A 20,527-nucleotide genomic window follows, 5' to 3' on the forward strand; every position below is an offset into this window, starting at 1 on the left:
GATTAGATGCCCGCGCAGATATTGACGAACGGAATCGGCGCGCAGACGCTGACCCAGACATGCGGCCTGGGGCCATTCCACGCCGGGGGTGGCGGCGCCGGCGGTGGTGGCGGCGGCGCTTCAGCTGGCGGCGACGGTGCCATCGGTTGGGGTGCTTGGGCGAGAACGACACACGTGTTGGACGGCGCGTCGTAGACGGTGCCTGCGCCACATTCGGCGGCTGCACTCACCGCCGGCGAGAAGTACGCGGCGGTGACGCCCAGCGCCATCCCGGCCGGGCCGATGAGTGCGAGACGATTAGCCATGCTGAGCATCACAAACCTCCGTGCAGGCGAATCCTAGCTCCGACAGCGTTGCTGTGAAAGGGCTATTCGACACACGTTGGTCGGCTTGCGGCACGAACGGCGCGAATACTACTGACGGCAACGGGTAGCCCTATGGCGAGATTTGCTTCTTCAGGCTGGAGGTCGCGCGATGCCGGTTACGGCGGGGCCCGTTCCCGGGGTGACGTCGGATCTGCGCAGGGTCCGGACGGACCCGGGGCGTTTCCGCAGCGGGCGCTGGATGGTGTTGGCGGAGGGCCTGCTGGTGAGCGCCTTCGCCATCGGCGGGTTGGTTTCGGCCGCCCTGCATCCGCACGCCGGGCCCACCGGCGCGCCCATCCTCGGCCTGACATCGACTGCGCCGCACAGCGCGATGCTGCTGGCGTTCGGGGTGGCGGCCATCGCGGCGGTCGGCAAGCGCCGTGCGGCGGTGACGGTCACCGCGCTCAGTGCGGTGGCCTACACGCTGTTGTTGTTCATCGGCAGCGTTGCCTCGGCCCGCGCAACCCCGACCCTTTTCGGGTTCCACGCGGCCGGCATCGTGCTGCACGGCTTATTGGGCGTGGTCAACTTCGCTCTGCTGATGTGGCTGATTCCCGACGAGTTGGGGGACGAGGCCTGGGTGCCGCGACGGGGACGCGGCCGCGACGGGCAGCAGCCCTCGGACTCGGTCCCCGAGCCCGAGGCCGGACCGTCGAACCCGGCTCCGGTGGCGCCGCAGGGATCACCACCGGTGGCGCCGGGAGCCGGTCCGACGTCGTCGCAAGCCGGCCAGCCGGTCGAGGTCGGGCGCTCACCTGGCACCCTGCCCGAGCAGCCGGGCAGCCCAGAAACGAACGGGTCCCCGGCCCCGCAACTCGAGCGGCCGACGCACTGGAATCACTTCGCCGCCCGGGCGGCCGCCGCGGTGCGGTCGCGCGGTGCGGTGCCCTTGGCCTTGACCATCCTGGCGGCCGTCGTCGGCGCCATCATCTGGATGCGCTGCCGCTGAAATCCCCATCCGTTCCCGAGGTCGCCGCGCCGCGGAAGACCCGTGCGGGTCAGGGCTGGCCGGGAATGCCCTGCAGATCACCGCGGATGTTTTGCAGGTCCCCCTGGATGCCCTGCAACTGGCCCTCGATGGCTTGCAGATCGGAGAGAGCGTTCTGATACGCCGGCTCGATGGCGGCCGGGGTGGCGGGCTGGGACTGGGGGCAATACGCGACGATCGATCCCGCGGTGACTTGGGCGCTCTGATTGGCGTCCCAGATCGACGATCGCTGCACGAAATCGACGGCGTCGGCGAAATTGGGGCGGTTCGCCAGGAAATCGCAGACCGCGTGGCCCTGGGTCATCGCGTATTCCTGGCTGGGCATGGGCACACCCTCGTGCTTCAGCGCGGCGATGAACGCAGCGTCAGCAACCGCAATCCGCGAAGCGGGCGCCTGCGGCGCGACCGGTTTGGGCGGCGCGACCGGTTTGGGCGGCGCAACCGACGGGGGTATTTCCGCCGGCCGCGCCGACGAATCCCGGTTGTGCGCCCCCAACATCACCAGCCCCGCGGCGGCGACGGCGACCAGAGACAGCGGCAGCGCCGCGACAAGGCCCAATTGACGCGGTACACCGTGCCGCCGGCGGGGTTTGCCGCCGGTTTTTGCGCCGCGCGACAAGGTGCCGGCGGCGCGAACCTCGGGTTCGCAGGCGTTCGCCGCATGCGTCAGGGACGACCCCGAGGTGTGCGCCAGGAGCTCGTCGAGCAGCTCGTCGAGCTCTCGGGACGACTCACCGCCTCGCTCGCGAACCGAGCGACGGCCAGAAGCGATGCGCCGCAATTCGGCATCGATCGTCTCGCGGTCGCGCATATCAACCAGTTTGAGCCCGTCCCGACGATGTCACAACCCCCGGCCGTGCCGGCCACGAGACGTGGGTTAGCGGGTTGGATCCGGGGGGGCCATCGAGGTCCGCGCTTGGGTTCAGGCGCTTCGGCGCGGGGTCCCCGCTCCGCCCGGCTGCTGCGTCGGCATCGAATTGCACACAGCGCCGAGGCCTCGGAGACCCCAGGGCCGACCGCTTGCTCGCAGACTCGCAAAAATGCGCCGAACCCTCTCTGCCCCAGTCGATTACGGTTCGAAAGGGCGGCACGTGCTACGCTTTTCGCGGATGCCCGTCGGCATCCGTTCACAATGAGAGAAGTTGAAGGTATGACACAGGGAACTGTGAAGTGGTTTAACAGCGAAAAAGGCTTCGGTTTTATCGCTCCGGATGGCGGCGCAGCAGATGTGTTCGTCCACTACTCGGAAATCCAGGGCAACGGCTACCGGTCGCTCGAGGAGAACCAGCGAGTCGAGTTCAATGTCGAGCAGGGCGCCAAGGGCCCGCAGGCGGTCGGAGTGACGGCCGTCTAGCGCGAGTTGTACTCCCTGTGGGCTGGTGGGTCGATCCCACCAGCCCACTACGCGTTATGGGGGCCGGGCTTGCTACCGCAGGTGCGCGCACGGTAGCGGCTTCAGCGGCTGGTGGACGCCGCCAGGCGCTCGGCGAGACGTCTCGGAGAACGCTGGCGTGTAGATTGGTGAGAGCAGTTCGTGTTAGCACTGCCCCGTAGTCAAATATCTCGTGCAGATGAGCACAGCTACGAATCGATCGCCTTCACCCCAGCCGACGGCATCGGGCTGAAGCCGAACTAACTTGAGGACCCGCTCCATGACATCGTCCGACCTGTTCTCGCATCGCTACGAGCCCGAGGTCACCTCACCCGCCAGCCGAGATGGCGAGCCGGTGCAACTTCCGACGTTTTCCGACCGCCCCAATAACGATTCCGCCGGTGCGACACCGTCGTAGCTGACCTGACCGCCGCGGCACGCGTTCGGTCCACCCGGCTACTGCCCCGGTTGGGGACCCGGACCGGGCGGCGGCCCCTCCGGCGGGGGTTGGGGAGACGGGGACCGATGCGTGCAGTCGGGCACGTAGATCAGCACGTGCCCGACCATCGTCCAGCCGATCGCGCAGCCCGGCGGCAACTGCGGCGGTGAATCGGGTGCGGCGATCAGCGCCGCCACCGATGCGGCGATCAATGCCTGACCTGCGACGCGGCGCCACGATCCCGCCCGGCGCGCGGCCCCGCGGGTCCTGGTTCGCCTCGCGATCGGTGCGGCCGCGCCGTCGGGCATCTCGTGTCCACTCTGCCGGGAAGATGATCCTCAAGTGTGAAATAGCTTGTGGCCGGTCGCAACTCGTGGGAGTGGCTCGCGGGCTTCGCCGGCCGGTCTGCGATCGGATAGCCCCGCCGCCGAACGACATTCGGTCACCGCATTGATCTCGGGCGTGCAGATGCGAAAGACTGACCACGGTGAGCCGTAACAGTGCAGTCGCTGCTATCGCGCCGCTCTTGCTCGGCGCGGTCATGTTCGCCGGCGCGGGCTGTGCGACGCGAGCGCAGTCGCAAACGGCGACGCCCGTCATCGCGACCACCCCGGCAAGCGCGCCGGCCACCCCGCTCGCTTCGAGAACCGTTGCCGCAGCGCCCAATCCGCCCCTCGGCGCGCAGCCCCAATTGGCGTCGGATCCGGCACAGCTGGCCGACGACCTGGTCGCCGACGAACGGACGCTGCGCGATCCGGCGACGCCGGACCCGGCGCTGGTGGCCGCGGCGCACCGCGAGCAGGCCGCCTACCGCGCCATCGCGCGGCATCCCGAGTGGGACGCGATCGCCAGGCCGCGTGTCCCGCCCGAGCTGGTGAACCTCTACGACCGCAACCTCGATGCCCGCCGCCAGCTCCAAGCGATGACACCGGCGAAGGACACGCTGCCCGCCTGGCGGGTCCAACCGCCGGTCCCCGCCGACGAACTGATCAGCGACTACCACGCGGCGGAGGCGGAGACCGGGGTCGGCTGGAACTACCTGGCGGCGATCAACCTGATCGAGACCCGGTTCGGCAGCATCAACGGCGTAAGCACGGCGGGCGCCCAGGGACCCATGCAGTTCCTGCCGTCGACGTTCGCCACCTACGGCCAGGGCGGCGACATCAACTCCCCGCACGACAGCATCATGGCGGCGGGCCGCTTCCTCGCCGCCAACGGCTTCGCCAACGATCCCGCTCACGCCGTCTTCGGCTACAACCACGCCCGCGAATACGTACGGGCGGTCGACCAATACGCGGCGCTGATTGCGAGTGATCCCGCCACGTTCCCCACCTACTACCGGTGGGACGTCTATTACGTCACCACCGCCGGCGACGTGTTGCTCCCGGTCGGCTACGCCGAACCGTCCCCCATCCCGGTCGGGGATTATCTGGCGACCCACCCCCAGTAGCTTCGGGCGGCTCAGAGGTACTTCAGGGCGATGTCCTGCAGGTGCGATCGCACGCATTGGCCGGTGGCCTTCTCCAGCTTGATGCCCAACTCACCCGCAAGGTTGACGAAGCCCATCAACAGCATGATTTCCCCGTCGGGCTCGTCGATCACGTTCTCGACGAGCCGGCTCCAGGCGAATTCGTTGCCGCTGTCGGAGGTCCAAGCCGTCATCACATCGATGGCTCGCCGGACGTTCTCGCGCACATCCATTCCCGGAGCCTGCCATGACGATCGGACGGCCGCCCGCCGACACAGCGGCGGCGGGCGGCCGGACCGTCAGTACAGCGGAACCCAGACCCCCATGTACCAGAACCCCCAACCGCCGAACTGCCAGTTGAAGACGGGGATGGCGGTGTAGGTGTCGTACTGGAACGGCCCGAAATCGGCCTGCGCGCGCGCGACGTCACGCGGCGGACCGGACCACGGGCGATTCCAGCCGCCGGGGGGCGGCGGGCCGTCCCAGCCGCCCGGAGGGGGCGCGCCCACCCAGTGCGGCGGCGGGTGGCCGGGAGCGGGGCCGTCGTTCCAGCCATGCCCTCGCGGTGGCGGCGGTGGCGGCGCGCCGTGGTCCACGACGCTGAAGCCCGCGCGCGCGTCACCGGGCCCGCCTATCTGGGCGTTACCGCTGGCATAGGTACCGCGCGGAACGTAGGGCGGGTGTGGCGGCTGGGTGCTCGGCGGGTTGAGGGCCTGCCTGCCTTGCGGGGGCGGGTTTTGCTCGTTGGATTGTCCGCCCGGCGGGTTCTGGCCGTGCTCACCCGGCTGGTTGTCCGGACCGTTCTGCTGGGGGGACTGCCCGCGCTCGTCAGGTGCCGGCGCGTTCGGTTCGCCCTGCTGCGGGGTGTTCTGCCCGCCCTGCTGCGGCGGGTTGTTCTGCCCACCGTGCGGCGGGTTGTTCTGCCCACCGTGCGGCGGGTTGTTCTGCCCACCCTGCTGCGGCGAGTTGTTCTGCCCGCCCTGCTGCGGGGTGTTCTGCCCGCCCGGCGGCGGGTTGTTTTGTCCGCCCGGCCCACCACCGGGGCCGCTCTGCTGCCCGCCCGGGCCGCCTTGCTGACCGCCGGCGCCACCGGGGTTGCCCCCGCCTCCGCCGCCGCCATGGCAACCGGGGCAGGGCGGCGGGGGGTCGAGCGGAGCCGCGAAGGCCGAACCGGTGCTCAAGGTAACCGCGGAGATGCTCAGGCCCGCTGCGACCGCCGCCGCACTGACGACACGTTTCATAGACATAGCTGCGTCCCCTCTTGGGTGTCGGCCGCCCGCGCTACGGGCAGGTCACGTCCAACTCGAATGACTTGGTCACCTGCTGCGGTTGCTGCGGATTGCTCATGTCGAGCCCTGTCGCCGTGCCCTTGATTGCGTAGGTCTTTCCGTTCACCGCGGCCCCGGCGTTCCCGGCTTGGTTGGGGGCGGCGTCGGAAAAGCCGAGCGTGATGCCGTTGACGGTGCCCAGTCCGACCGAATGGACGATGGGCGGGTTCGCGTTGCTGACCACGGCGCCGACCCCCGCCGTCGGGTCACCGATGCCGATGTTGGTGTTGTCGCCCGACGGTGTGCAGGTGACCTGGCCGCTGACGTTCTGAGCCTGACCGTCGACGATGACCTGCGGGCCGGCCGCGGACGGTGATGACGAACCCGACGATCCCGTGCTTGACTTGTTGCTCGAACAGCCGGCGCACGCGGCGACCACTACGGCCACGCCCGCCAAGCCGACGACCATCCCATGCTTCACTACTGCTCTCCTTCGTGTCGCCGGTGTCGCACTGCACAACTCATTGGCCTCGTCAACGCAAGCGAGCCCCGCCAATGCCGCGGTCCGGGATACCCGGTACCCGGACGTGGCAAACGCTGTGTGAACTTGGCCGGGCGTGCTTGTCAAGGCAGAACGCGTAGCCCCCACTCGTTCAGCACCGGGTGGACGAGCGTGAAATCGGTCGTGTAGTCGTCACCGTCGGGCGAGGACGTCAGCAGACCTACCGCACTCACGGTGCCGTCGGGATTCTTGACGAAACCCGGACTACCGCTGTCGCCGTTGAGGCTGAACACGCTGGCTTCCACGACGCCGCCGTCCACATGTTTCACGAAACCACAGGTTTCACCGGTCACCGCGCCTATCTTGCAGAAGGGCATGCCCTCGCGAATCTGGTCCGCGGTCAACACATCCCGGACCTCGTAGCGTCCACCGACATGCCCGAGGGGGACTCCGACGCTCGGGTCCAGAAGGATGATCGCGGCGTCCCTTGCGTCGCCCTCCTTCTCGCTGGCGGTGATCTTTCCGAGCGGGACGTCATTGCCGTATGTCCACGACGAGCCGTCGTGCCCGTCGCAGTGGCCGCTGGTCATCAGGTAATAGCTGCCGTCATTGCCCTGGGCCGCGAAACCCGCTGTGCACGAGTTGTTGTCGTATCCGACCTTGATGCCCGGCGTCACGCCCGCGTCCGCTCGCGCCGGACACGCCAGCGTCGTCGAGGCGACGAACACGGCGCCGATCAGGACCAACCCTCGCAACCGCCGCATGGCCACGCCGCCTCTCTTCATGTGTCGGGCAGCATGTTAACAGCGCGCGCACGTTTCGGCCGCCTGGACGCCACGTTCCGGGCAGCCGCCCAGGTCGCCGAATTGACGTGAGCGACAGAACTTTTAGGAAATGGCTTGCCGCGCAACGCGGTTCGTCCGAGCCGTGACGCCGAGGATCAGCCGTCGGCATGGCGGGCGAGGAACCCGATGATGGCGTCGGCGAAGACGTCGTTGCGGTCACCGGCGACCATGTGCCCGGCACCGCGCACATCGGTGAATTCGACCTGCGGGAAGCGCGCCAGGAATTCGTCGGCGCGGTCCTGGCTGACCAGGTCGCTCATCTGGCCCCGGATCAGCAGCATCGGCACGCCGGCGCGCAGGATCGCGTCCACGGCCGCGTGCATGCGGTCGGGGTCGGTGACCTCGAACGGGGGAAACGCGGCCGTTCCGCTGATGAACTGGGGATCCCAGTGCCAATACCAGCGACCGCCCCGGCGGCGCAGGTTCGTCGTCAGACCGTCGAGGTCCGTCGGGCGCGGCCGGTGCGGGTTGTATTCCGCGATCGCGTCAGCGACCTCGTCGAGGGAGGCGAATCCCGATTCCACCCGCTCGGACATGAAGGCGTGTATCCGGTTGGCCCCGGACTGGTCCATGTTCGGCACGATGTCCACCAACACGACCGCGCTGGCGATACCCGGCGAGAGCTCTCCCGCAAGCAGCATCGAGGTGAACCCGCCCAGGGACGCGCCGACCAGCACCGGCTGCGGGGGCAGCGCGGCCAGTACCTCCCGGACGTCACCGGCGAAGCTGACGACGCGGTAATCGCCCTCGTCGGACCAGTCGGATTCGCCGTGGCCACGCAGGTCGACGGTGACCGCTTGCCAGCCGCGCTGCGCCACGGCCGCAGCGGCCTTGCCCCACGAGCGGCGGGTCTGCCCACCGCCATGCAGGAACACCACGGCACGCGCTTGCGGATCGCCCAGGCGGTCCGCGACGATACGCACGCCACCGGTGCCCTGGATCGAAAACGATTCAACTGCCATGGGCATCAGGTGATACTAAGCCGCGTCAATACGATGCAGCGGGGCGTCCCGAGGAGAAACCGATGCGGCTTGACGAGTACATGTCCTTGGATGCGACCGCGCTGGCCGGACTGGTCGAGCGCAAGCAGGTCACGCCGCCCGAACTGCTCGCGTTGGCGCGGCAACGCGCGGACGCGGTGAATCCGCGGCTGAACGCGATCGTCCGACCCCTCGGCGAGCTGGCGGACCGGCGGGCCGCCGACCCGGACCTGAGCGGCCCGTTCACCGGCGTGCCCTTCCTGATCAAGGACCTTGCCCAGGCGTATCGCGGCTTCCCGACCGCGAGCGGTTCCCGGTCGCTGGCCAACGACGTGGCCGACCGGCACGCCCTGGTCACCCAGCGGTTCTTGGACGCGGGGCTGGTGATCTTCGGCATGACCAACACCCCGGAATTCGGGGCCAAGGGCATCACGGAATCGGACTATTGGGGACCGGCGCGCAACCCGTGGAACACCGGCCACACTCCGGGTGGCTCATCGGGCGGATCCGGTGCCGCCGTCGCGGCCGGAATCGTTCCGGCGGCGGGGGCCAACGACGGGGGCGGATCGATCCGCATCCCCGCCGCCTGCAACGGGCTCGTCGGCCTCAAGCTCAGCCGGGGGCTGTCACCCTATGGCCCGCAGACCGGCGAGCCGATGTTCGGCATGGTGACCCAGGGCGTCGTTTCGCGCACCGTGCGCGACAGCGCCGCACTGTGCGACGCGATCATCGCCCGCGATCCGCACGCCGCCTACGAAGTCGCCCTTCCGCGAGGGACTTTCGCCGAGCACATCACCCGTCGTCCGGGCGAGCTGCGCATCGGATACTCGTGGTCCTCGGCGATCAACCCCCATCCCGACCGGGAGGCCGTCGCCGCGGTGGAACGGGCGGTGGCGCTGCTGGGGGATCTGGGACATCGGGTCGAGGAGGTTCCGCCGCCGTACGACGACGACGCGTTGGCCCGCGACTTTCTGACCATCTGGTTCGCGCAGCTCTATCAGCACGTCGCCGACGCCAGACAACGCACCGGCGCACGCGACCGTGATTTCGAGGCCGACACGCTGGCGGTGAGTGAACTCGCCCGGTCCGCCGGCGTGCTGGCGCCCATCTTCGCGCTGGAAAACAGGAACAACCACATTCGCTCGCTGGCGTCCTTCCACCAGACCTTCGATTGCCTGCTGACCCCCACGCTGGCCACGCCGCCCCTGCGGGTCGGCGCCACGGCGACACCGCGCCCCCTGCAACGGGTGGCCCGCTTTGCCAGCCGGCTGCGCGCGGGAAAAGTCATGGCGCTCAGCGGCGTTCTCGACCAACTGATCCAGGAAAGCCTGGGCTGGGTGCCCTACACGCAACTCGCCAACATCACCGGGCGCCCCGCGATCAGCGTGCCCCTGCATTGGACGGATCGCGGGCTTCCGCTCGGCGTGCAGTTGGTGGGGCGGCTGGGCGCCGACGGGGACCTCCTGCAGCTGGCGGCCCAACTCGAGGAAGCCAGCCCGTGGGCGCACCGGTATCCCGCGCCCGCGTGACTATCCCGGGCCGTGTTCGTTTCGCGGGGCATGGTCGCCCCGCCACATCCGGGCGAACCGCTTGGCGACGTCGCCGAGCCGATTCCCCACCCGTTGGGACGCCTTGATCCTGCCGAGGGCCTGCTCGCCCTCCGCGGCGTAATCGTTGACCGATTCGTCGCCTTCCTCAGCACGCATCCTCAACCTCCGGTCCTCGTCAAGTCTTCGGTGTCCATGTCCGACGCCGCGACGGGCGCCCGGCGCGTGGTTAGCGCCGCGGGCCGCTCGTGCTCATCGTTCAGCCTCCCGATCGGGCTCAGGGTGGCCTACCCACGGGTCCCGGGGCCCGAAACGTCGGCGGCACCGACCCCCGCCGCTCAAGACACCGGTTCCTTGCTGGCCTTGACCGCCGCCGTGCTCGGCGGCAGCTTGAGCAGGTTGCCGCGCAGGCTCCCCCGCGCGGTGCGCGCAGCCACCAGCAACCAGGTGAACAACAGCCCGGCGTACGCGATGGCCGCCGCCACCCGGAACGCCGGCAGGTGAGTGTGGCCGGCTAGCTGCGAGGTCCCCGTGACGAAGGTCCCCACCGGGAAGGTCAGGCTCCACCACGTCAGGGCGAACGGCATGCCGCGCCGCAGCGTTCGCACGGTCAGCGCGGTGGCCAACGCGATCCACAGCACCGCGAACCCCCACACCGGAACGCCATAGAGGACGGCAAAGGCATTCAAGTCCTCGGCCAGTTCGCCGTCGACGGCCAGTCCCGCGCTGGCACCCAAAAGCCCCGCGGCGGTGATGGATTGGCCGAGCGGTCCTAACACGATCCACAGCGTCGGCACGCGCGCGGAGCCCGAGGTGCCGTACAGGGTCAGGCGCGCCCAGATCATCGCGATGATGTTCAGCGAGGCCAGCAACGACAGCCCGAACATCGCGTAGCAGCCGTACAGCATGGTGGCGCGCCCGGTGCCCGCCGACATGTGCGGCAACAGCAGGGCGCCCGTGGCCGCGGTCACCATCGGCGGAACCACCGGCATCAGCCAGCCACCGAAGGCCGCGTCGGGCTCGACACTGTGCTGGGTGAACATCAGGAACGGGATGCTCACCGCGGTGAACAGGCCGCCCAGCGTGCCCCCCGTCCAAAGCACCCAATCCAGGTCGACGGCGATGCGCTCACCGATCAGGTCCCCGCCGACGAGCACCGCTCCCCCGCCGACCGTCATCAGCGCCATCGGCGCGGCGCCGTAGAAGTGCGCCATCTGCGGATTGCGCGCATGGGTGCGCGCCACGGTGGGGTGCCGCAGCCAGTGCCCGCCGACGAGGACGACCAGCGCCACCAGCAGGACGGCGGCGATCACCCACACCACTTGGGCGAATGCGCGCAGGCCCACCACGTGCACCGGCAGGGTGGCGCCGGCGATGGCGACGATCCCGGTGCCCATGACGGACGCGAACCAGTTGGGCCCGATGTTGCCCAATACCTCGACCCGGGTGTGCGGCGACGGTGTCCCGTCCGGGTTTGCGACGGCCATAGCTGCAAAACCCTACTGCGTGGGGCCGAACCGGGCAGGCCAGCCGCATACACTCCAACGGTGATGCATCCGACGCCAACGAGGCCGGCACGCAGCAGAGTCCCGATGACGATCGCGATCGCTGTGGTGGTGCTGCTCGCCGTTCTCGCCGTGCCCGTCAAGCAACGATGCGGGGCGCCGGGCCTGTCGTGCGCGACGGCGGTGGACCCCCGGGGCAACGTTCACTACTACTACGAGGTCGAACCGTTCGGCGTGTATGTGGCCGAGGTCATAACCGGCTCGAACATCACCATTTACTACGATTCGGGCGAAGACCTCGTCAACGCCCGGTAGCCGCCGTGTCGGCGCGATAACAACTTCGAGGCGATCTGCCCGCCGGTGTGACCCGGTCGAAACCACGCCGCGATGCCGAAGGCAGAACGCGCTGGTCACGGGCATATGACCGCCGTGCACGCGGGGCCGGCGCGCCGTACGGGGGCGGCCCGGGAGGCGTTCTCGATTGGGGGCTTCACAGCGAGCTAACGCATACTTGTCCCATGCTCGAAGCGACATCGCCGCAAACCGCCGTTGCGGTGGCTGGTGATGCGCTGGGTGTGGGCAGAGGTTTGTGATGGCCCGCTCGGGCGGCGCCCATCGCCGCCATCGAGCCGTCCGTCAACCCTCACGTTTCCGCAGAGGGCTGACGCGCACCCTGGGCGCGCTGGTCTCCGTGGCGGCGGTGGGGCTGACGGGGGCCGGGTACTACGTGGCGCACGGGGCACTGGGCGGGATCACCGTTTCGAACGCCCTGCAGCCCGACGACCCGCGGTCCAGCGGCGACAACATGAACATCCTGTTGATCGGCCTGGACTCGCGTAAAGATCAGGACGGCAACGACCTGCCCTGGTCGATCCTCAAGCACCTGCACGCGGGCGATTCCGACGACGGCGGCTACAACACCAACACGCTGATCCTGGTGCACGTGAGCGCCGACAACAAGGTCGTCGCGTTTTCGATTCCGCGCGACGACTGGGTGCCGTTCACCGGGGTCCCCGGATACAACCACATCAAGATCAAGGAGGCGTACGGCCTCACCAAGCAGTATGTCGCGAACAAACTCGCCAACCAGGGCGCCAGCAGCCAGAAGGAGCTCGAGACCAAGGGTCGCGAGGCCGGCCGGGCGGCGACCCTGCGCGCGGTGCGAAACCTGACGGGCGTGCCGATCGACTATTTCGCCGAGGTCAACCTGGCCGGGTTCTACGACCTGACGCAAACCCTGGGCGGGGTGGAGGTCTGCCTCAACCATCCCGTCTACGACTCGTACTCCGGCGCCGACTTCCCGGCCGGCCGGCAGACCCTCGACGCCTCGCAGGCCCTGGCTTTCGTTCGGCAGCGCCACGGCCTGGAAAACGGGGACCTGGACCGCACCCATCGCCAGCAGGCGTTCATTTCGTCGGTCATGCAGGAGTTGCAGGCCGCCGGCACCTTCACCAACCTGGACAAGCTCAAGAGCCTCATGGCGGTGGCGCGCAAGGACGTGGTGCTGTCGGCCGGTTGGGACGAGGAGATGATCCAGCGGCTGGGTTCGCTGGCCTCGAGCGGAAACGTCGAATTCCGGACGTTGCCGGTGGTGCGTTACGACAACATCGACGGCCAGGACGTCAACATCATCGACCCGGCCGCGATCAAGGCCGAGGTGGCCGCGGCCATCGGCGCCACGCCCCCGACCACCACCCCGGCCACCACGGCCGCCAAACCGAGCCCGTCGACCGTCGTCGATGTGATCAACGCCGGCGATACGAGCGGGCTCGCGACCGAGGTGTCGCGCGCGCTGCAGAACCACGGCTACACCACGGGGCAGACCCGCGACCGCAAATCGGGCGAACCGACCGCGAGCACGGTCGCGTACGGGGTCGGCGCGCAGACCGACGCGGGCAACGTGGCCAAACTGCTCGGCCTCGACGCGCCCAGTCGGCCGGATCCCAGCGTGCAGCCCGGACACATCCGCGTGACCGTGGATACCAACTTCTCGGTCTCGATCGTCGACGACGGCACGACGGACGACACATCAACGACCACGACGTCCAGCAAGGCCAAGACGTACTACTACAACGGCACCACCACGACCTATCCGACGCCGGATCAGGGTAAGCCGATCGACGGCGGCGGCGTGCCGTGCGTCAACTAGCGGCGATCGCAAGCGCGGCGAAGCCGGGCGAAGCGGGTCGCCGCCATCGAACTCGCGGCGATCGCAAGCGCGACGAAGCCGGGCGAAGCGGGTCGCCGCCATTGGACTAGACGGTCTGGGGGCTGGGGCTAGGCGTGCGTTCCGCCGTCGATGCGGATTTCGGTCCCGGTGATGAAAGCGCCGTCCTCGGAGACCAGCATGGCGATCACCCCGGCCACCACGGACGGGTCGGCCATCCCGGTGCCGCTTGACTCCACCGTGGTGGGCAGGATCGGCATCAGCCTCGAAAACAGCGCCCAGTCCGCGTCTTTCGGGATGTAACCGCCGGTCGCATCGGTGATGCCGGACTTGATGCTGCCGGGCGCCACGCACACCGCGCGCAGGCCCTCGCGCGCGTATTCGAGCGCCAGCGAATGGGTGAAGGCCTGGATGCCGCCCTTGCTCGCCGCGTACGCCGCCATGTAGGGGTGGGCGAACGATGCCGAGGTCGAGCTGAAGTTGACGATCGCACTGCGCGGATTTGCCAGCAGCGCCGAAAGCGCTTCGCGCACAACGAGGAACGTCCCGGTCAAGTTGACTCCGACGATCTGGTTCCACAAGTCCAGACTGGTCTGGTGGGTGTGCGCGGCGCGCAGGATGCCGGCGGCGTTGACCACCGAATCCAGGCCGCCGAGGGATTCGACGGCCCGGCGCACGCCGTCGACCACCGAATCCTCGTTGCCCACGTCCATCGGCATGGTCGTGAGGCGGCCGGCGGTAGCGGCCTCGTCCGCGCGGGCCCGGGTGGCCTGCAGGCCGTCCTCCGCGACGTCGGAGGCCACCACGGCGGCGCCCTCGTCCAGCAGCCGCAGGGCGGTCGCCTGGCCGATTCCCGACGCGGCGCCGGTCACCAGGATCCGCTTGCCTTCGAGTCGCTTCATTGCCGCTCCCGTGCTCGTCGCGTCGTTAGGCGCCCATCATCGCAAAGGACGGCGCCGAACAAGGCAGAGTGGGCGCATGGACATCGGATTCATCGGCTTGGGCAAGATGGGCCAGGCCATGGCCGCGAACCTGTTGCAGGCCGGCCATCACCTCACCGTCTACAACCGCTCCCCCGGCAGGGCGGCGTCCCTGGTCAGGCGGGGCGCCGCCGCCGCGGCAACCGTCGCCGAGGCGTGCACCGGCGAGGTGGTGTTCACCATGCTGGCCGACGACGCCGCCGTCGAGGCCGTGACCTTCGGCGACGACGGCATCGTGGCTTCGCTGCCGGCGGGCGCCACCCACGTGTCGTCGAGCACCATCAGCGTGGCCCTCGCGGAGCGCCTGGCGACCGCGCACGCCGAGGCCGGTCAGGGGTACGCCGCTGCGCCGGTCTTCGGCAGGCCCGAAGCGGCCGCGGCGGCAAAGCTTTTCGTGGTCGCGGCGGGCCGGCCGCAAACCCTGCAGCCGTTGACTCCGGTGTTCGACGCGGTCGGGCAGCGGACCTTCGTGGTGTCCGAGCGACCGCACACGGCCAACCTGGTGAAGCTGAGCGGCAATTTCCTGATCGCGTCGGTCATCGAAAGCGTCAGCGAGGCCGTAGCGCTGGTGGCCAAGGCCGGGGTCGACAGGCAGCAGTACGTCGACATCCTCACGTCGACGTTGTTCGCGGCGCCGGTCTACCAGACCTACGGCGGGTTGATCGCGCGCCGGGAATTCGAGCCGGCCGGGTTCGCCGCCCGGCTCGGCCTCAAAGACGTTCGGCTGGCGCTCGCCGCCGCGGAGCAGCTGCAGGTACCCCTGCCGGTGGCGAGCCTGCTGCGCGACCGCTTCCTGACCCTGGTGGCCACGGGCGGCGCCGACCTGGACTGGTCGGCGCTGGCCACGCTCGCCGACCGAGACGCCGGCCTGCCGTCAGACGACTCCGCGTAGACCGTCGGCGCCGAAGGCCGGCTCCAGCATCGCGGAGTAGTCCGGGCCGCGCCGCAGCATGAGCCCGCCGTCGACGTTGATGACCTGCCCCGTGATGTAACAGGCGGCGTCACTGAGCAAGAACATCGCCAGGTTGGCGACGTCCTCGACCTCGCCGGGCCGCGGCAGCGGCGTGCACTCGCGGTAGTCCTCGCTCACCTCTGGCAGGGCGAACACCGGGGCGACCAGGTCGGTGCGGATCAGGCCGGGCCGAATGCTGTTGACGCGCACCCAGGACGGGCCGAGCTCGTCGGCGGCCAACTGCATCATGTGGTCGACGGCGGACTTGCTGACCCCGTAGGCGCCGAACCACCGGTGGGTGTTGCTGGCCGCGATCGACGAGATGCCCACGAACGAGCCGCCGCCGCCCCGGACCAGCTCGCGGGCGGCGTGCTTGAGCACGTACATGGTGCCGTTGACGTTGAGGTCGACCGTGCGTCGCCAGCCTTCCGAGTCGATCTGGGTGATCGGCCCGATGGTCTCCGAGCCACCCGCACAGTGCACCGCCCCGTGGAGTTGACCGTGCCAGGCCGTCGCCGCGTCGACCGCGCGGGCGGCCTCCTCCTCGTTGGTGACGTCGGTCGGCTCGTAGCGAATGGAGCCGGGGCCCCCGAGCGCTTCGATCTCGCTGACCGCCCCGGCCAGCCGGTCGGGGTTGCGGCCGGCGATCATCACCGAGGCGCCGCCCGCGACCAGCCCGGCGGCCACGCCCTTGCCGATGCCGCTGCCACCGCCGGTGACGAGGTATGTCCGGTTCTCGAAAGAAAGCTGCACGCGACGCGCCCCTTATGCCGAAACTGAAACGGGTTCTAGCATAGGCCAGCCGTCACAGCTCCCACGTGGGCCTCGAAGCGGGCCGGGAATTCGGGTGTGCGCTCAGGGTTTCGCGTGTGCGCTCAGGGCCGGGAATTCGACGAAATCGCACCCTGGACGCACACCGAAAGCCGTGGTTTCACACTCGACGGAAGTGCCAGCGGACGTTACGGGGTATCGCGGCGGGCCACCTGCGTCGGCTTGGCGTTGCGCCAGTCCTCCACGTCGGGCGGCAGGCCGACCGCATACCTGTTCTCGTTGTGGGCCGCCCAGTGCGCATGCCCCAACTCGTGGATGTGGAACGCGTGCCGCAACGCCTCGGTGAATCCCATTGCGTCGGAAGCGGCGTTGACCGAGTCCTTGACCAGCAGCGCCGCCATCGTGGGACGGTCGGCGATGCGCCGGGCGAATTCCAGTGTCTTTTCGGCCAGCTCGTCTACCGGGAACACCTTGGACACCATGCCGAGCCGGTAGGCCTCGTCTGCGTCGAGCGCATCGCCGGTCAGCAGCAGCTCTTTGGCCTTGCGGGGACCGAATTCCCAAGGGTGAGCGTAATATTCGACGCCCGGCATCCCCAGACGCACCGCGACCACGTCGCTGAACTTCGCGTTGTCGGCGGCCACGATCAGGTCGCACGCCCAGATCAGCATCAGGCCCGCCGAGATCGCGTTGCCCTGAACCTGGGCGATGGTGATCTTCCGCAAATCCCGCCAGCGGCAAGTGTTCTGGAAGAAGTAGTGCCACTCCTGCAGGTAGATCTTCTCGGCGATCGGGTCGCGGGTCCCGCCGTTGATGCGGAAGCTCGGCAGCTGGCTGCGCTCGGCGATCGCCAACTCCGAACCCAGGTCGTGACCCGCGGAGAAGTTGCGGCCCCGCGCCGCCAGGATCACCACGCGCACGGTGTCGTCGGCCTCGGCGCGCAGGAACGCCTCGTCGAGCTGGACCAGCAGGCCGCGGCTTTGCGCGTTGTGGGCGTCGGGCCGGTTGAGCCAGATCCGCGCGATGCGGCCCTCGTCGAGGGTCTCATAGGTCACCAACTCTTCAGCATCGGCGTTACCCGTCTGGGAACCGGCTTGCTCGGAGAGTGTCATTCGGCCCACCTCACTCGTTTTCAGGTCCGACGTCTTTACACATTACGGCCAGTGTGTAAGCGGGTCACCGGTGGGTGGCCGAGCCGCCCGGCCGCCCGCCGAGCGGCAGCAGGCGGTGGTCACGGGTGAAGGCCAGGCGGACGAGTCCCAGGGCGACGATGACCGTGGTGGCCGCGACCGAACCCAGGATCAGGAACATCACCACGGCCTGGACCAGCACGGCCTGCACCGGGGGGACGCCGGCGAGGATGAGGCCCGTCATGGCGCCCGGCAGGAACACCAACCCGGTGGCCTTGGTGGTCTCGATCTGCGGCGATATCGCCGAACGCAAGGCGGTCCGCAGGTAGGGGGCCGCGGCCTGCCGGGAGGGCAGCCCGAGGGCGAGCCTGGCTTCCACCTCGTCGCGCTTGTCGCGCAGCTCGTCGACCAGCCGCCGGGCCACCAAAACCGTCGCGGTCATCGAGTTGCCGATCATCATCCCGGCCACCGGCACCAACGTCCGCGCCTGCAGGGGAAACACCCGCAGCCCGAAGATCACGCCGAGGGTGATGACCGCCGCGGCGGCGAACGCGGCGATCGCCAGCGGACCCAGCCGCGGCACCTCCGGCGCCCGGCGACGGGCGAGGTCCCCGGCGTACGCCACCATCCCGGCCACCCAGGCCCACGACCACCACAGGGAACGGCCTGGCTCGAACAGCAACGTCAGCGCGCCGCCGACGAGCAGCAACTGCACCAGAGCGCGGGCCGCCGCCCACACCAGCTGCCCCTGCAGCCCCAACCGCTGCCACAGCGACACCGCCGCCGCGAACGCCACCAGGATCAGCGACGCCGCCAGGCCCAGCCAGCCCACCTGGCCGTTCATCACGCCACCGACCCGACCGGGCCGAGCCCCAGGCTGCGGCCCCGCTCGATGCGCAGGACCCGGTCGGCGGCGCGCTCGACCTGCGCCGCGTCGTGGGTGACCCACACCGCCGGGATGCCGTCGGCGGCCAGGTCACGCACCGCACGCTCGATCACGCGGGCGGCTTCGGCGTCGACGGCCGAGGTCGGCTCGTCGAGCAGCAGCACCTGCGGTTGGGCCATCAGCGTGCGGGCCAGGCACATGCGCTGCGCCTCCCCACCCGACAGCGCGGTGGCGTCGCGGTCCAGCCACGACCCCGTCAGCCCCACCCTCGCCAGGGTGTCCCGCATCCGCGCGTCGGACGCGTCGGGATCGGCCACGCGCAGGTTGTCGGCCACCGTTCCCGGGAACGGTGTCGGGCGCTGGAAACACATGCCCACCCGGCGTCGCAGCCACAACGGATCGACGCCTGCGACGTCTTCGCCGTGGAACAGCACCGTGCCGCTCGTCGGCACCTCGAGGCGATTGCACAGGCGAAGCAGGGTCGATTTGCCCGATCCGGACGGCCCGAACACGGCCGTCACGCCCCGCCCGGGAATGCCGGCCGTCAGGCCCCCCAACGCCCGCACCCCCTCCCGCTCCACGACCACGTCGAGGAACTCGAACATCAAGTCCTCACCCACCTGCCCATCGTGCATCACCTACAGTTAAGTCATGGCTACGAAATCTGACCCTGGCGAGATCGGCGACGTCGAGCCGGTCGCCGATAGCACCGCCAGCCAGGCCAGGCGAGTCGTCGCGGCGTATGCGACCGACGCCGACGAGTGCCGCGTCTTCTTGTCCATGCTCGGCATTGGGCCCGCAAAACTCGACGCGTAAATGGCTCCCGGGAACGGGCACGACTCGAAGACGCCGACGTTCGGGCATTCCGACTTCGTGGTGGTCGCCAACCGGCTGCCGGTAGATCAGGAGCTGCTCCCCGACGGCACCAGGTCGTGGAAGCGCAGTCCGGGTGGTCTCGTGACGGCGCTGGAGCCGCTGCTGCGCCGCCGGCGCGGCGCGTGGGTCGGATGGGCGGGGATCGCCGAAGAAGAGACCGAGTTCGATGACGAGCCCATCGTCCAGGAGGACTTGGAGCTGCGCCCGGTCCGGCTCAGCGCCGACGACATCGCCCAGTACTACGAGGGGTTCTCGAACGCCACGCTCTGGCCGCTGTACCACGACGTCATCGTCAAACCGATCTACCACCGCGAATGGTGGGAACGCTACGTCGAGGTCAACCGGCGCTTCGCCGAGGCCACGTCCCGCGCCGCCGCCCGGGGCGCAACCGTGTGGGTGCAGGACTACCAGCTGCAACTGGTCCCCAAGATGTTGCGTGAGCTGCGGCCCGACCTGACGATCGGCTTCTTCCTGCACATCCCCTTCCCGCCGGTGGAGCTGTTCATGCAGTTGCCGTGGCGCACCGAGATCATCGAGGGCCTACTCGGCGCCGACCTGGTCGGCTTCCACCTGACCGGGGGCGCCCAGAACTTCCTGTTCCTGTCCCGCCGACTGATCGGCGCCAACACATCCCGCGGATCGGTCGGGGTGCGCTCGCGGTACGGCGAAGTCGATCTCGGATCCAGGGTCGTCCGGGTGGGCGCCTTCCCGATCTCCATCGACTCCGGCTCGCTCGACCACGCCGCTCGCGACCGCGACGTGCGGCGGCGCGCCCGGGAGATCCGTGCGGAGCTCGGCAACCCCCGCAAGGTGCTGCTCGGCGTCGACCGGCTCGACTACACCAAGGGCATCGACGTGCGGCTGAAGGCCTTCTCGGAGCTGCTCGCCGAGGGGCGCGCGAAACGCGACGACACGGTGCTGGTCCAGCTCGCGACGCCCAGCCGCGAACGGGTGGAGAGCTACCAGATTCTGCGCAACGACATCGAGCGCCAGGTGGGCCACATCAACGGCGAATACGCGGAGGTCGGCCACCCGGTCGTGCACTACTTGCACCGCCCGGTCCCCCGCAACGAGTTGATCGCGTACTTCGTCGCCGCCGACGTCATGCTGGTCACCCCCCTGCGCGACGGCATGAACCTGGTGGCCAAGGAGTACGTCGCCTGCCGCAGCGACCTCGGCGGCGCGCTGGTGCTCTCCGAATTCACCGGCGCCGCCGCGGAACTGCGGCAGGCCTATCTGGTCAACCCGCACGACCTCGACGGCGTCAAGGACGCGATCGAAGCGGCGCTCAACCAGCCCGTCGAGGAGGGCCGGCGCCGGATGCGGGCGATGCGGCGCCAGGTCCTCGCCCACGACGTCGACCGGTGGGCGCGATCGTTCCTGGAGGCTCTGGCGGAGCCGCGTTCGCAGGACGCCGGGTAAGCCCCCGAACCCATGGTGTTGGCGCGCAATCGCTGTGATACTCGATGCATCGTGAAGGGAGGGG

The 20,527-nt window shown here is 69.3% G+C and carries 25 protein-coding genes; 10 read left to right on the forward strand and 15 right to left on the reverse strand.

From position 1 onward, the window contains the following. Nucleotides 1-2 precede the first annotated feature (2 nt). Nucleotides 3-305 carry a hypothetical protein gene (locus tag HMPREF0591_RS30605; RefSeq protein ID WP_244268778.1) on the reverse strand — a complete coding sequence of 101 codons (303 nt, stop codon included), beginning with the start codon at nucleotides 303-305 and terminating at the stop codon, nucleotides 3-5. 169 nt (nucleotides 306-474) lie between these two features. Between HMPREF0591_RS30605 and HMPREF0591_RS00480 the strand changes: the two genes are divergently transcribed. Beyond that, complete coding sequence (locus HMPREF0591_RS00480; protein WP_007166406.1) at nucleotides 475-1,314, forward strand: DUF4383 domain-containing protein; 840 nt, start codon at nucleotides 475-477, stop codon at nucleotides 1,312-1,314. A 49-nt stretch (nucleotides 1,315-1,363) separates the two neighbouring features. On the opposite strand, the gene HMPREF0591_RS00485 is transcribed toward HMPREF0591_RS00480, so the two are convergent. Then, a complete protein-coding gene (locus tag HMPREF0591_RS00485; protein WP_007166407.1) occupies nucleotides 1,364-2,164 on the reverse strand; it encodes a DUF732 domain-containing protein in 801 nt (266 codons plus the stop codon). Between the two features lie 339 nt (nucleotides 2,165-2,503). On the opposite strand from HMPREF0591_RS00485, the gene HMPREF0591_RS00490 reads away from it, so the two are divergent. Next, the gene (locus HMPREF0591_RS00490) at nucleotides 2,504-2,707 is read left to right on the forward strand and encodes a cold-shock protein (protein WP_007166408.1); all 204 of its coding nucleotides are present in this window, start codon (nucleotides 2,504-2,506) and stop codon (nucleotides 2,705-2,707) included. A gap of 298 nt (nucleotides 2,708-3,005) precedes the next feature. Continuing rightward, nucleotides 3,006-3,143 (forward strand): hypothetical protein, encoded by a 138-nt coding sequence (locus HMPREF0591_RS32840; RefSeq protein ID WP_007166409.1) that lies wholly within the window; start codon nucleotides 3,006-3,008, stop codon nucleotides 3,141-3,143. 38 nt (nucleotides 3,144-3,181) lie between these two features. Here the strand turns inward: HMPREF0591_RS32840 and HMPREF0591_RS00495 are convergent, their stop codons facing one another. Then, nucleotides 3,182-3,472 carry a hypothetical protein gene (locus HMPREF0591_RS00495; RefSeq protein WP_040620811.1) on the reverse strand — a complete coding sequence of 97 codons (291 nt, stop codon included), beginning with the start codon at nucleotides 3,470-3,472 and terminating at the stop codon, nucleotides 3,182-3,184. A gap of 233 nt (nucleotides 3,473-3,705) precedes the next feature. On the opposite strand from HMPREF0591_RS00495, the gene HMPREF0591_RS00500 reads away from it, so the two are divergent. Further along, nucleotides 3,706-4,614 carry a lytic transglycosylase domain-containing protein gene (locus tag HMPREF0591_RS00500; protein ID WP_083212290.1) on the forward strand — a complete coding sequence of 303 codons (909 nt, stop codon included), beginning with the start codon at nucleotides 3,706-3,708 and terminating at the stop codon, nucleotides 4,612-4,614. Between the two features lie 11 nt (nucleotides 4,615-4,625). Here the strand turns inward: HMPREF0591_RS00500 and HMPREF0591_RS00505 are convergent, their stop codons facing one another. The 5 genes from HMPREF0591_RS00505 to HMPREF0591_RS00525 all read right to left on the reverse strand — a co-directional run bounded on the left by HMPREF0591_RS00505 (nucleotide 4,626) and on the right by HMPREF0591_RS00525 (nucleotide 8,209). Next, nucleotides 4,626-4,865, reverse strand: a complete 240-nt coding sequence (locus HMPREF0591_RS00505; protein ID WP_007166412.1) for a hypothetical protein — start codon at nucleotides 4,863-4,865, stop codon at nucleotides 4,626-4,628. Between the two features lie 66 nt (nucleotides 4,866-4,931). Beyond that, nucleotides 4,932-5,873: an MAP_0585 family protein gene (locus HMPREF0591_RS00510; RefSeq protein ID WP_007166413.1), complete on the reverse strand. Its 942-nt coding sequence runs from the start codon at nucleotides 5,871-5,873 to the stop codon at nucleotides 4,932-4,934. A gap of 40 nt (nucleotides 5,874-5,913) precedes the next feature. After that, entirely contained in the window at nucleotides 5,914-6,381 is a 468-nt protein-coding gene (locus tag HMPREF0591_RS00515) for a lipoprotein LpqH (RefSeq protein WP_007166414.1), read from the reverse strand. Nucleotides 6,382-6,524: 143 nt separating this feature from the next. After that, nucleotides 6,525-7,172, reverse strand: coding sequence for a S1 family peptidase (locus tag HMPREF0591_RS00520; protein WP_040620813.1), 648 nt, complete (start codon nucleotides 7,170-7,172; stop codon nucleotides 6,525-6,527). 170 nt (nucleotides 7,173-7,342) lie between these two features. Further along, nucleotides 7,343-8,209 carry an alpha/beta fold hydrolase gene (locus HMPREF0591_RS00525; RefSeq protein WP_208857741.1) on the reverse strand — a complete coding sequence of 289 codons (867 nt, stop codon included), beginning with the start codon at nucleotides 8,207-8,209 and terminating at the stop codon, nucleotides 7,343-7,345. Nucleotides 8,210-8,271: 62 nt separating this feature from the next. Here HMPREF0591_RS00525 and HMPREF0591_RS00530 point away from each other — a divergent pair, with 62 nt between their 5' ends. Continuing rightward, nucleotides 8,272-9,756: an amidase gene (locus HMPREF0591_RS00530; RefSeq protein WP_007166417.1), complete on the forward strand. Its 1,485-nt coding sequence runs from the start codon at nucleotides 8,272-8,274 to the stop codon at nucleotides 9,754-9,756. Here the strand turns inward: HMPREF0591_RS00530 and HMPREF0591_RS32845 are convergent, their stop codons facing one another. Beyond that, a complete protein-coding gene (locus HMPREF0591_RS32845) occupies nucleotides 9,757-9,933 on the reverse strand; it encodes a hypothetical protein (protein ID WP_007166418.1) in 177 nt (58 codons plus the stop codon). It lies immediately after the preceding gene. A gap of 179 nt (nucleotides 9,934-10,112) precedes the next feature. After that, complete coding sequence (locus HMPREF0591_RS00535) at nucleotides 10,113-11,261, reverse strand: TDT family transporter (protein ID WP_007166419.1); 1,149 nt, start codon at nucleotides 11,259-11,261, stop codon at nucleotides 10,113-10,115. 105 nt (nucleotides 11,262-11,366) lie between these two features. Here HMPREF0591_RS00535 and HMPREF0591_RS00540 point away from each other — a divergent pair, with 105 nt between their 5' ends. Together HMPREF0591_RS00540 and HMPREF0591_RS00545 are read left to right on the forward strand one after the other, a co-directional pair. Beyond that, nucleotides 11,367-11,594 carry a hypothetical protein gene (locus HMPREF0591_RS00540; RefSeq protein ID WP_007166420.1) on the forward strand — a complete coding sequence of 76 codons (228 nt, stop codon included), beginning with the start codon at nucleotides 11,367-11,369 and terminating at the stop codon, nucleotides 11,592-11,594. Nucleotides 11,595-11,871: 277 nt separating this feature from the next. Beyond that, nucleotides 11,872-13,428, forward strand: a complete 1,557-nt coding sequence (locus HMPREF0591_RS00545) for an LCP family protein (protein ID WP_085981505.1) — start codon at nucleotides 11,872-11,874, stop codon at nucleotides 13,426-13,428. 128 nt (nucleotides 13,429-13,556) lie between these two features. On the opposite strand, the gene HMPREF0591_RS00550 is transcribed toward HMPREF0591_RS00545, so the two are convergent. Then, nucleotides 13,557-14,348, reverse strand: a complete 792-nt coding sequence (locus HMPREF0591_RS00550; protein ID WP_007166422.1) for an SDR family NAD(P)-dependent oxidoreductase — start codon at nucleotides 14,346-14,348, stop codon at nucleotides 13,557-13,559. 76 nt (nucleotides 14,349-14,424) lie between these two features. Between HMPREF0591_RS00550 and HMPREF0591_RS00555 the strand changes: the two genes are divergently transcribed. After that, complete coding sequence (locus HMPREF0591_RS00555) at nucleotides 14,425-15,318, forward strand: NAD(P)-dependent oxidoreductase (RefSeq protein ID WP_007166423.1); 894 nt, start codon at nucleotides 14,425-14,427, stop codon at nucleotides 15,316-15,318. Here HMPREF0591_RS00555 and HMPREF0591_RS00560 read toward each other — a convergent pair. The 4 genes from HMPREF0591_RS00560 to HMPREF0591_RS00575 form a co-directional block, all read right to left on the reverse strand. Next, nucleotides 15,301-16,131, reverse strand: coding sequence for an SDR family oxidoreductase (locus HMPREF0591_RS00560; protein WP_007166424.1), 831 nt, complete (start codon nucleotides 16,129-16,131; stop codon nucleotides 15,301-15,303). The two genes, HMPREF0591_RS00555 and HMPREF0591_RS00560, sit on opposite strands and share 18 nt — an antisense overlap. Before the next feature lie 206 nt (nucleotides 16,132-16,337). Continuing rightward, nucleotides 16,338-17,261: an enoyl-CoA hydratase gene (locus HMPREF0591_RS00565; RefSeq protein ID WP_040620816.1), complete on the reverse strand. Its 924-nt coding sequence runs from the start codon at nucleotides 17,259-17,261 to the stop codon at nucleotides 16,338-16,340. A gap of 64 nt (nucleotides 17,262-17,325) precedes the next feature. After that, nucleotides 17,326-18,123: an ABC transporter permease gene (locus tag HMPREF0591_RS00570; protein WP_007166426.1), complete on the reverse strand. Its 798-nt coding sequence runs from the start codon at nucleotides 18,121-18,123 to the stop codon at nucleotides 17,326-17,328. After that, the gene (locus HMPREF0591_RS00575; protein ID WP_007166427.1) at nucleotides 18,123-18,800 is read right to left on the reverse strand and encodes an ABC transporter ATP-binding protein; all 678 of its coding nucleotides are present in this window, start codon (nucleotides 18,798-18,800) and stop codon (nucleotides 18,123-18,125) included. Before HMPREF0591_RS00575 ends, HMPREF0591_RS00570 begins: the two co-directional genes overlap by 1 nt. Before the next feature lie 16 nt (nucleotides 18,801-18,816). Here HMPREF0591_RS00575 and HMPREF0591_RS31870 point away from each other — a divergent pair, with 16 nt between their 5' ends. After that, complete coding sequence (locus tag HMPREF0591_RS31870) at nucleotides 18,817-18,981, forward strand: hypothetical protein (protein WP_007166428.1); 165 nt, start codon at nucleotides 18,817-18,819, stop codon at nucleotides 18,979-18,981. After that, nucleotides 18,982-20,463 (forward strand): alpha,alpha-trehalose-phosphate synthase (UDP-forming), encoded by a 1,482-nt coding sequence (locus tag HMPREF0591_RS00580; protein WP_007166429.1) that lies wholly within the window; start codon nucleotides 18,982-18,984, stop codon nucleotides 20,461-20,463. Nucleotides 20,464-20,527 lie beyond the last annotated feature (64 nt).

It is taken from the genome of Mycobacterium parascrofulaceum ATCC BAA-614, assembly GCF_000164135.1.
Taxonomy (GTDB): domain Bacteria; phylum Actinomycetota; class Actinomycetes; order Mycobacteriales; family Mycobacteriaceae; genus Mycobacterium; species Mycobacterium parascrofulaceum.

What these genes read in the sequence shown, in the direction of transcription:
- HMPREF0591_RS00525 (WP_208857741.1), bottom strand. Translation starts at nt 8,209, where the DNA reads ATGGCAGTTGAATCGTTTTCGATCCAGGGCACCGGTGGCGTGCGTATC.
- HMPREF0591_RS00480 (WP_007166406.1), top strand. Translation starts at nt 475, where the DNA reads ATGCCGGTTACGGCGGGGCCCGTTCCCGGGGTGACGTCGGATCTGCGC.
- HMPREF0591_RS00510 (WP_007166413.1), bottom strand. Translation starts at nt 5,873, where the DNA reads ATGAAACGTGTCGTCAGTGCGGCGGCGGTCGCAGCGGGCCTGAGCATC.
- HMPREF0591_RS00545 (WP_085981505.1), top strand. Translation starts at nt 11,872, where the DNA reads ATGGCCCGCTCGGGCGGCGCCCATCGCCGCCATCGAGCCGTCCGTCAA.
- HMPREF0591_RS32845 (WP_007166418.1), bottom strand. Translation starts at nt 9,933, where the DNA reads ATGCGTGCTGAGGAAGGCGACGAATCGGTCAACGATTACGCCGCGGAG.
- HMPREF0591_RS00495 (WP_040620811.1), bottom strand. Translation starts at nt 3,472, where the DNA reads ATGCCCGACGGCGCGGCCGCACCGATCGCGAGGCGAACCAGGACCCGC.
- HMPREF0591_RS00575 (WP_007166427.1), bottom strand. Translation starts at nt 18,800, where the DNA reads ATGCACGATGGGCAGGTGGGTGAGGACTTGATGTTCGAGTTCCTCGAC.
- HMPREF0591_RS31870 (WP_007166428.1), top strand. Translation starts at nt 18,817, where the DNA reads ATGGCTACGAAATCTGACCCTGGCGAGATCGGCGACGTCGAGCCGGTC.
- HMPREF0591_RS00500 (WP_083212290.1), top strand. Translation starts at nt 3,706, where the DNA reads ATGTTCGCCGGCGCGGGCTGTGCGACGCGAGCGCAGTCGCAAACGGCG.
- HMPREF0591_RS00565 (WP_040620816.1), bottom strand. Translation starts at nt 17,261, where the DNA reads ATGACACTCTCCGAGCAAGCCGGTTCCCAGACGGGTAACGCCGATGCT.
- HMPREF0591_RS00530 (WP_007166417.1), top strand. Translation starts at nt 8,272, where the DNA reads ATGCGGCTTGACGAGTACATGTCCTTGGATGCGACCGCGCTGGCCGGA.
- HMPREF0591_RS00505 (WP_007166412.1), bottom strand. Translation starts at nt 4,865, where the DNA reads ATGGATGTGCGCGAGAACGTCCGGCGAGCCATCGATGTGATGACGGCT.
- HMPREF0591_RS00490 (WP_007166408.1), top strand. Translation starts at nt 2,504, where the DNA reads ATGACACAGGGAACTGTGAAGTGGTTTAACAGCGAAAAAGGCTTCGGT.
- HMPREF0591_RS00580 (WP_007166429.1), top strand. Translation starts at nt 18,982, where the DNA reads ATGGCTCCCGGGAACGGGCACGACTCGAAGACGCCGACGTTCGGGCAT.
- HMPREF0591_RS00550 (WP_007166422.1), bottom strand. Translation starts at nt 14,348, where the DNA reads ATGAAGCGACTCGAAGGCAAGCGGATCCTGGTGACCGGCGCCGCGTCG.
- HMPREF0591_RS00535 (WP_007166419.1), bottom strand. Translation starts at nt 11,261, where the DNA reads ATGGCCGTCGCAAACCCGGACGGGACACCGTCGCCGCACACCCGGGTC.
- HMPREF0591_RS00555 (WP_007166423.1), top strand. Translation starts at nt 14,425, where the DNA reads ATGGACATCGGATTCATCGGCTTGGGCAAGATGGGCCAGGCCATGGCC.
- HMPREF0591_RS32840 (WP_007166409.1), top strand. Translation starts at nt 3,006, where the DNA reads ATGACATCGTCCGACCTGTTCTCGCATCGCTACGAGCCCGAGGTCACC.
- HMPREF0591_RS00570 (WP_007166426.1), bottom strand. Translation starts at nt 18,123, where the DNA reads ATGAACGGCCAGGTGGGCTGGCTGGGCCTGGCGGCGTCGCTGATCCTG.
- HMPREF0591_RS00485 (WP_007166407.1), bottom strand. Translation starts at nt 2,164, where the DNA reads ATGCGCGACCGCGAGACGATCGATGCCGAATTGCGGCGCATCGCTTCT.
- HMPREF0591_RS00540 (WP_007166420.1), top strand. Translation starts at nt 11,367, where the DNA reads ATGACGATCGCGATCGCTGTGGTGGTGCTGCTCGCCGTTCTCGCCGTG.
- HMPREF0591_RS30605 (WP_244268778.1), bottom strand. Translation starts at nt 305, where the DNA reads ATGGCTAATCGTCTCGCACTCATCGGCCCGGCCGGGATGGCGCTGGGC.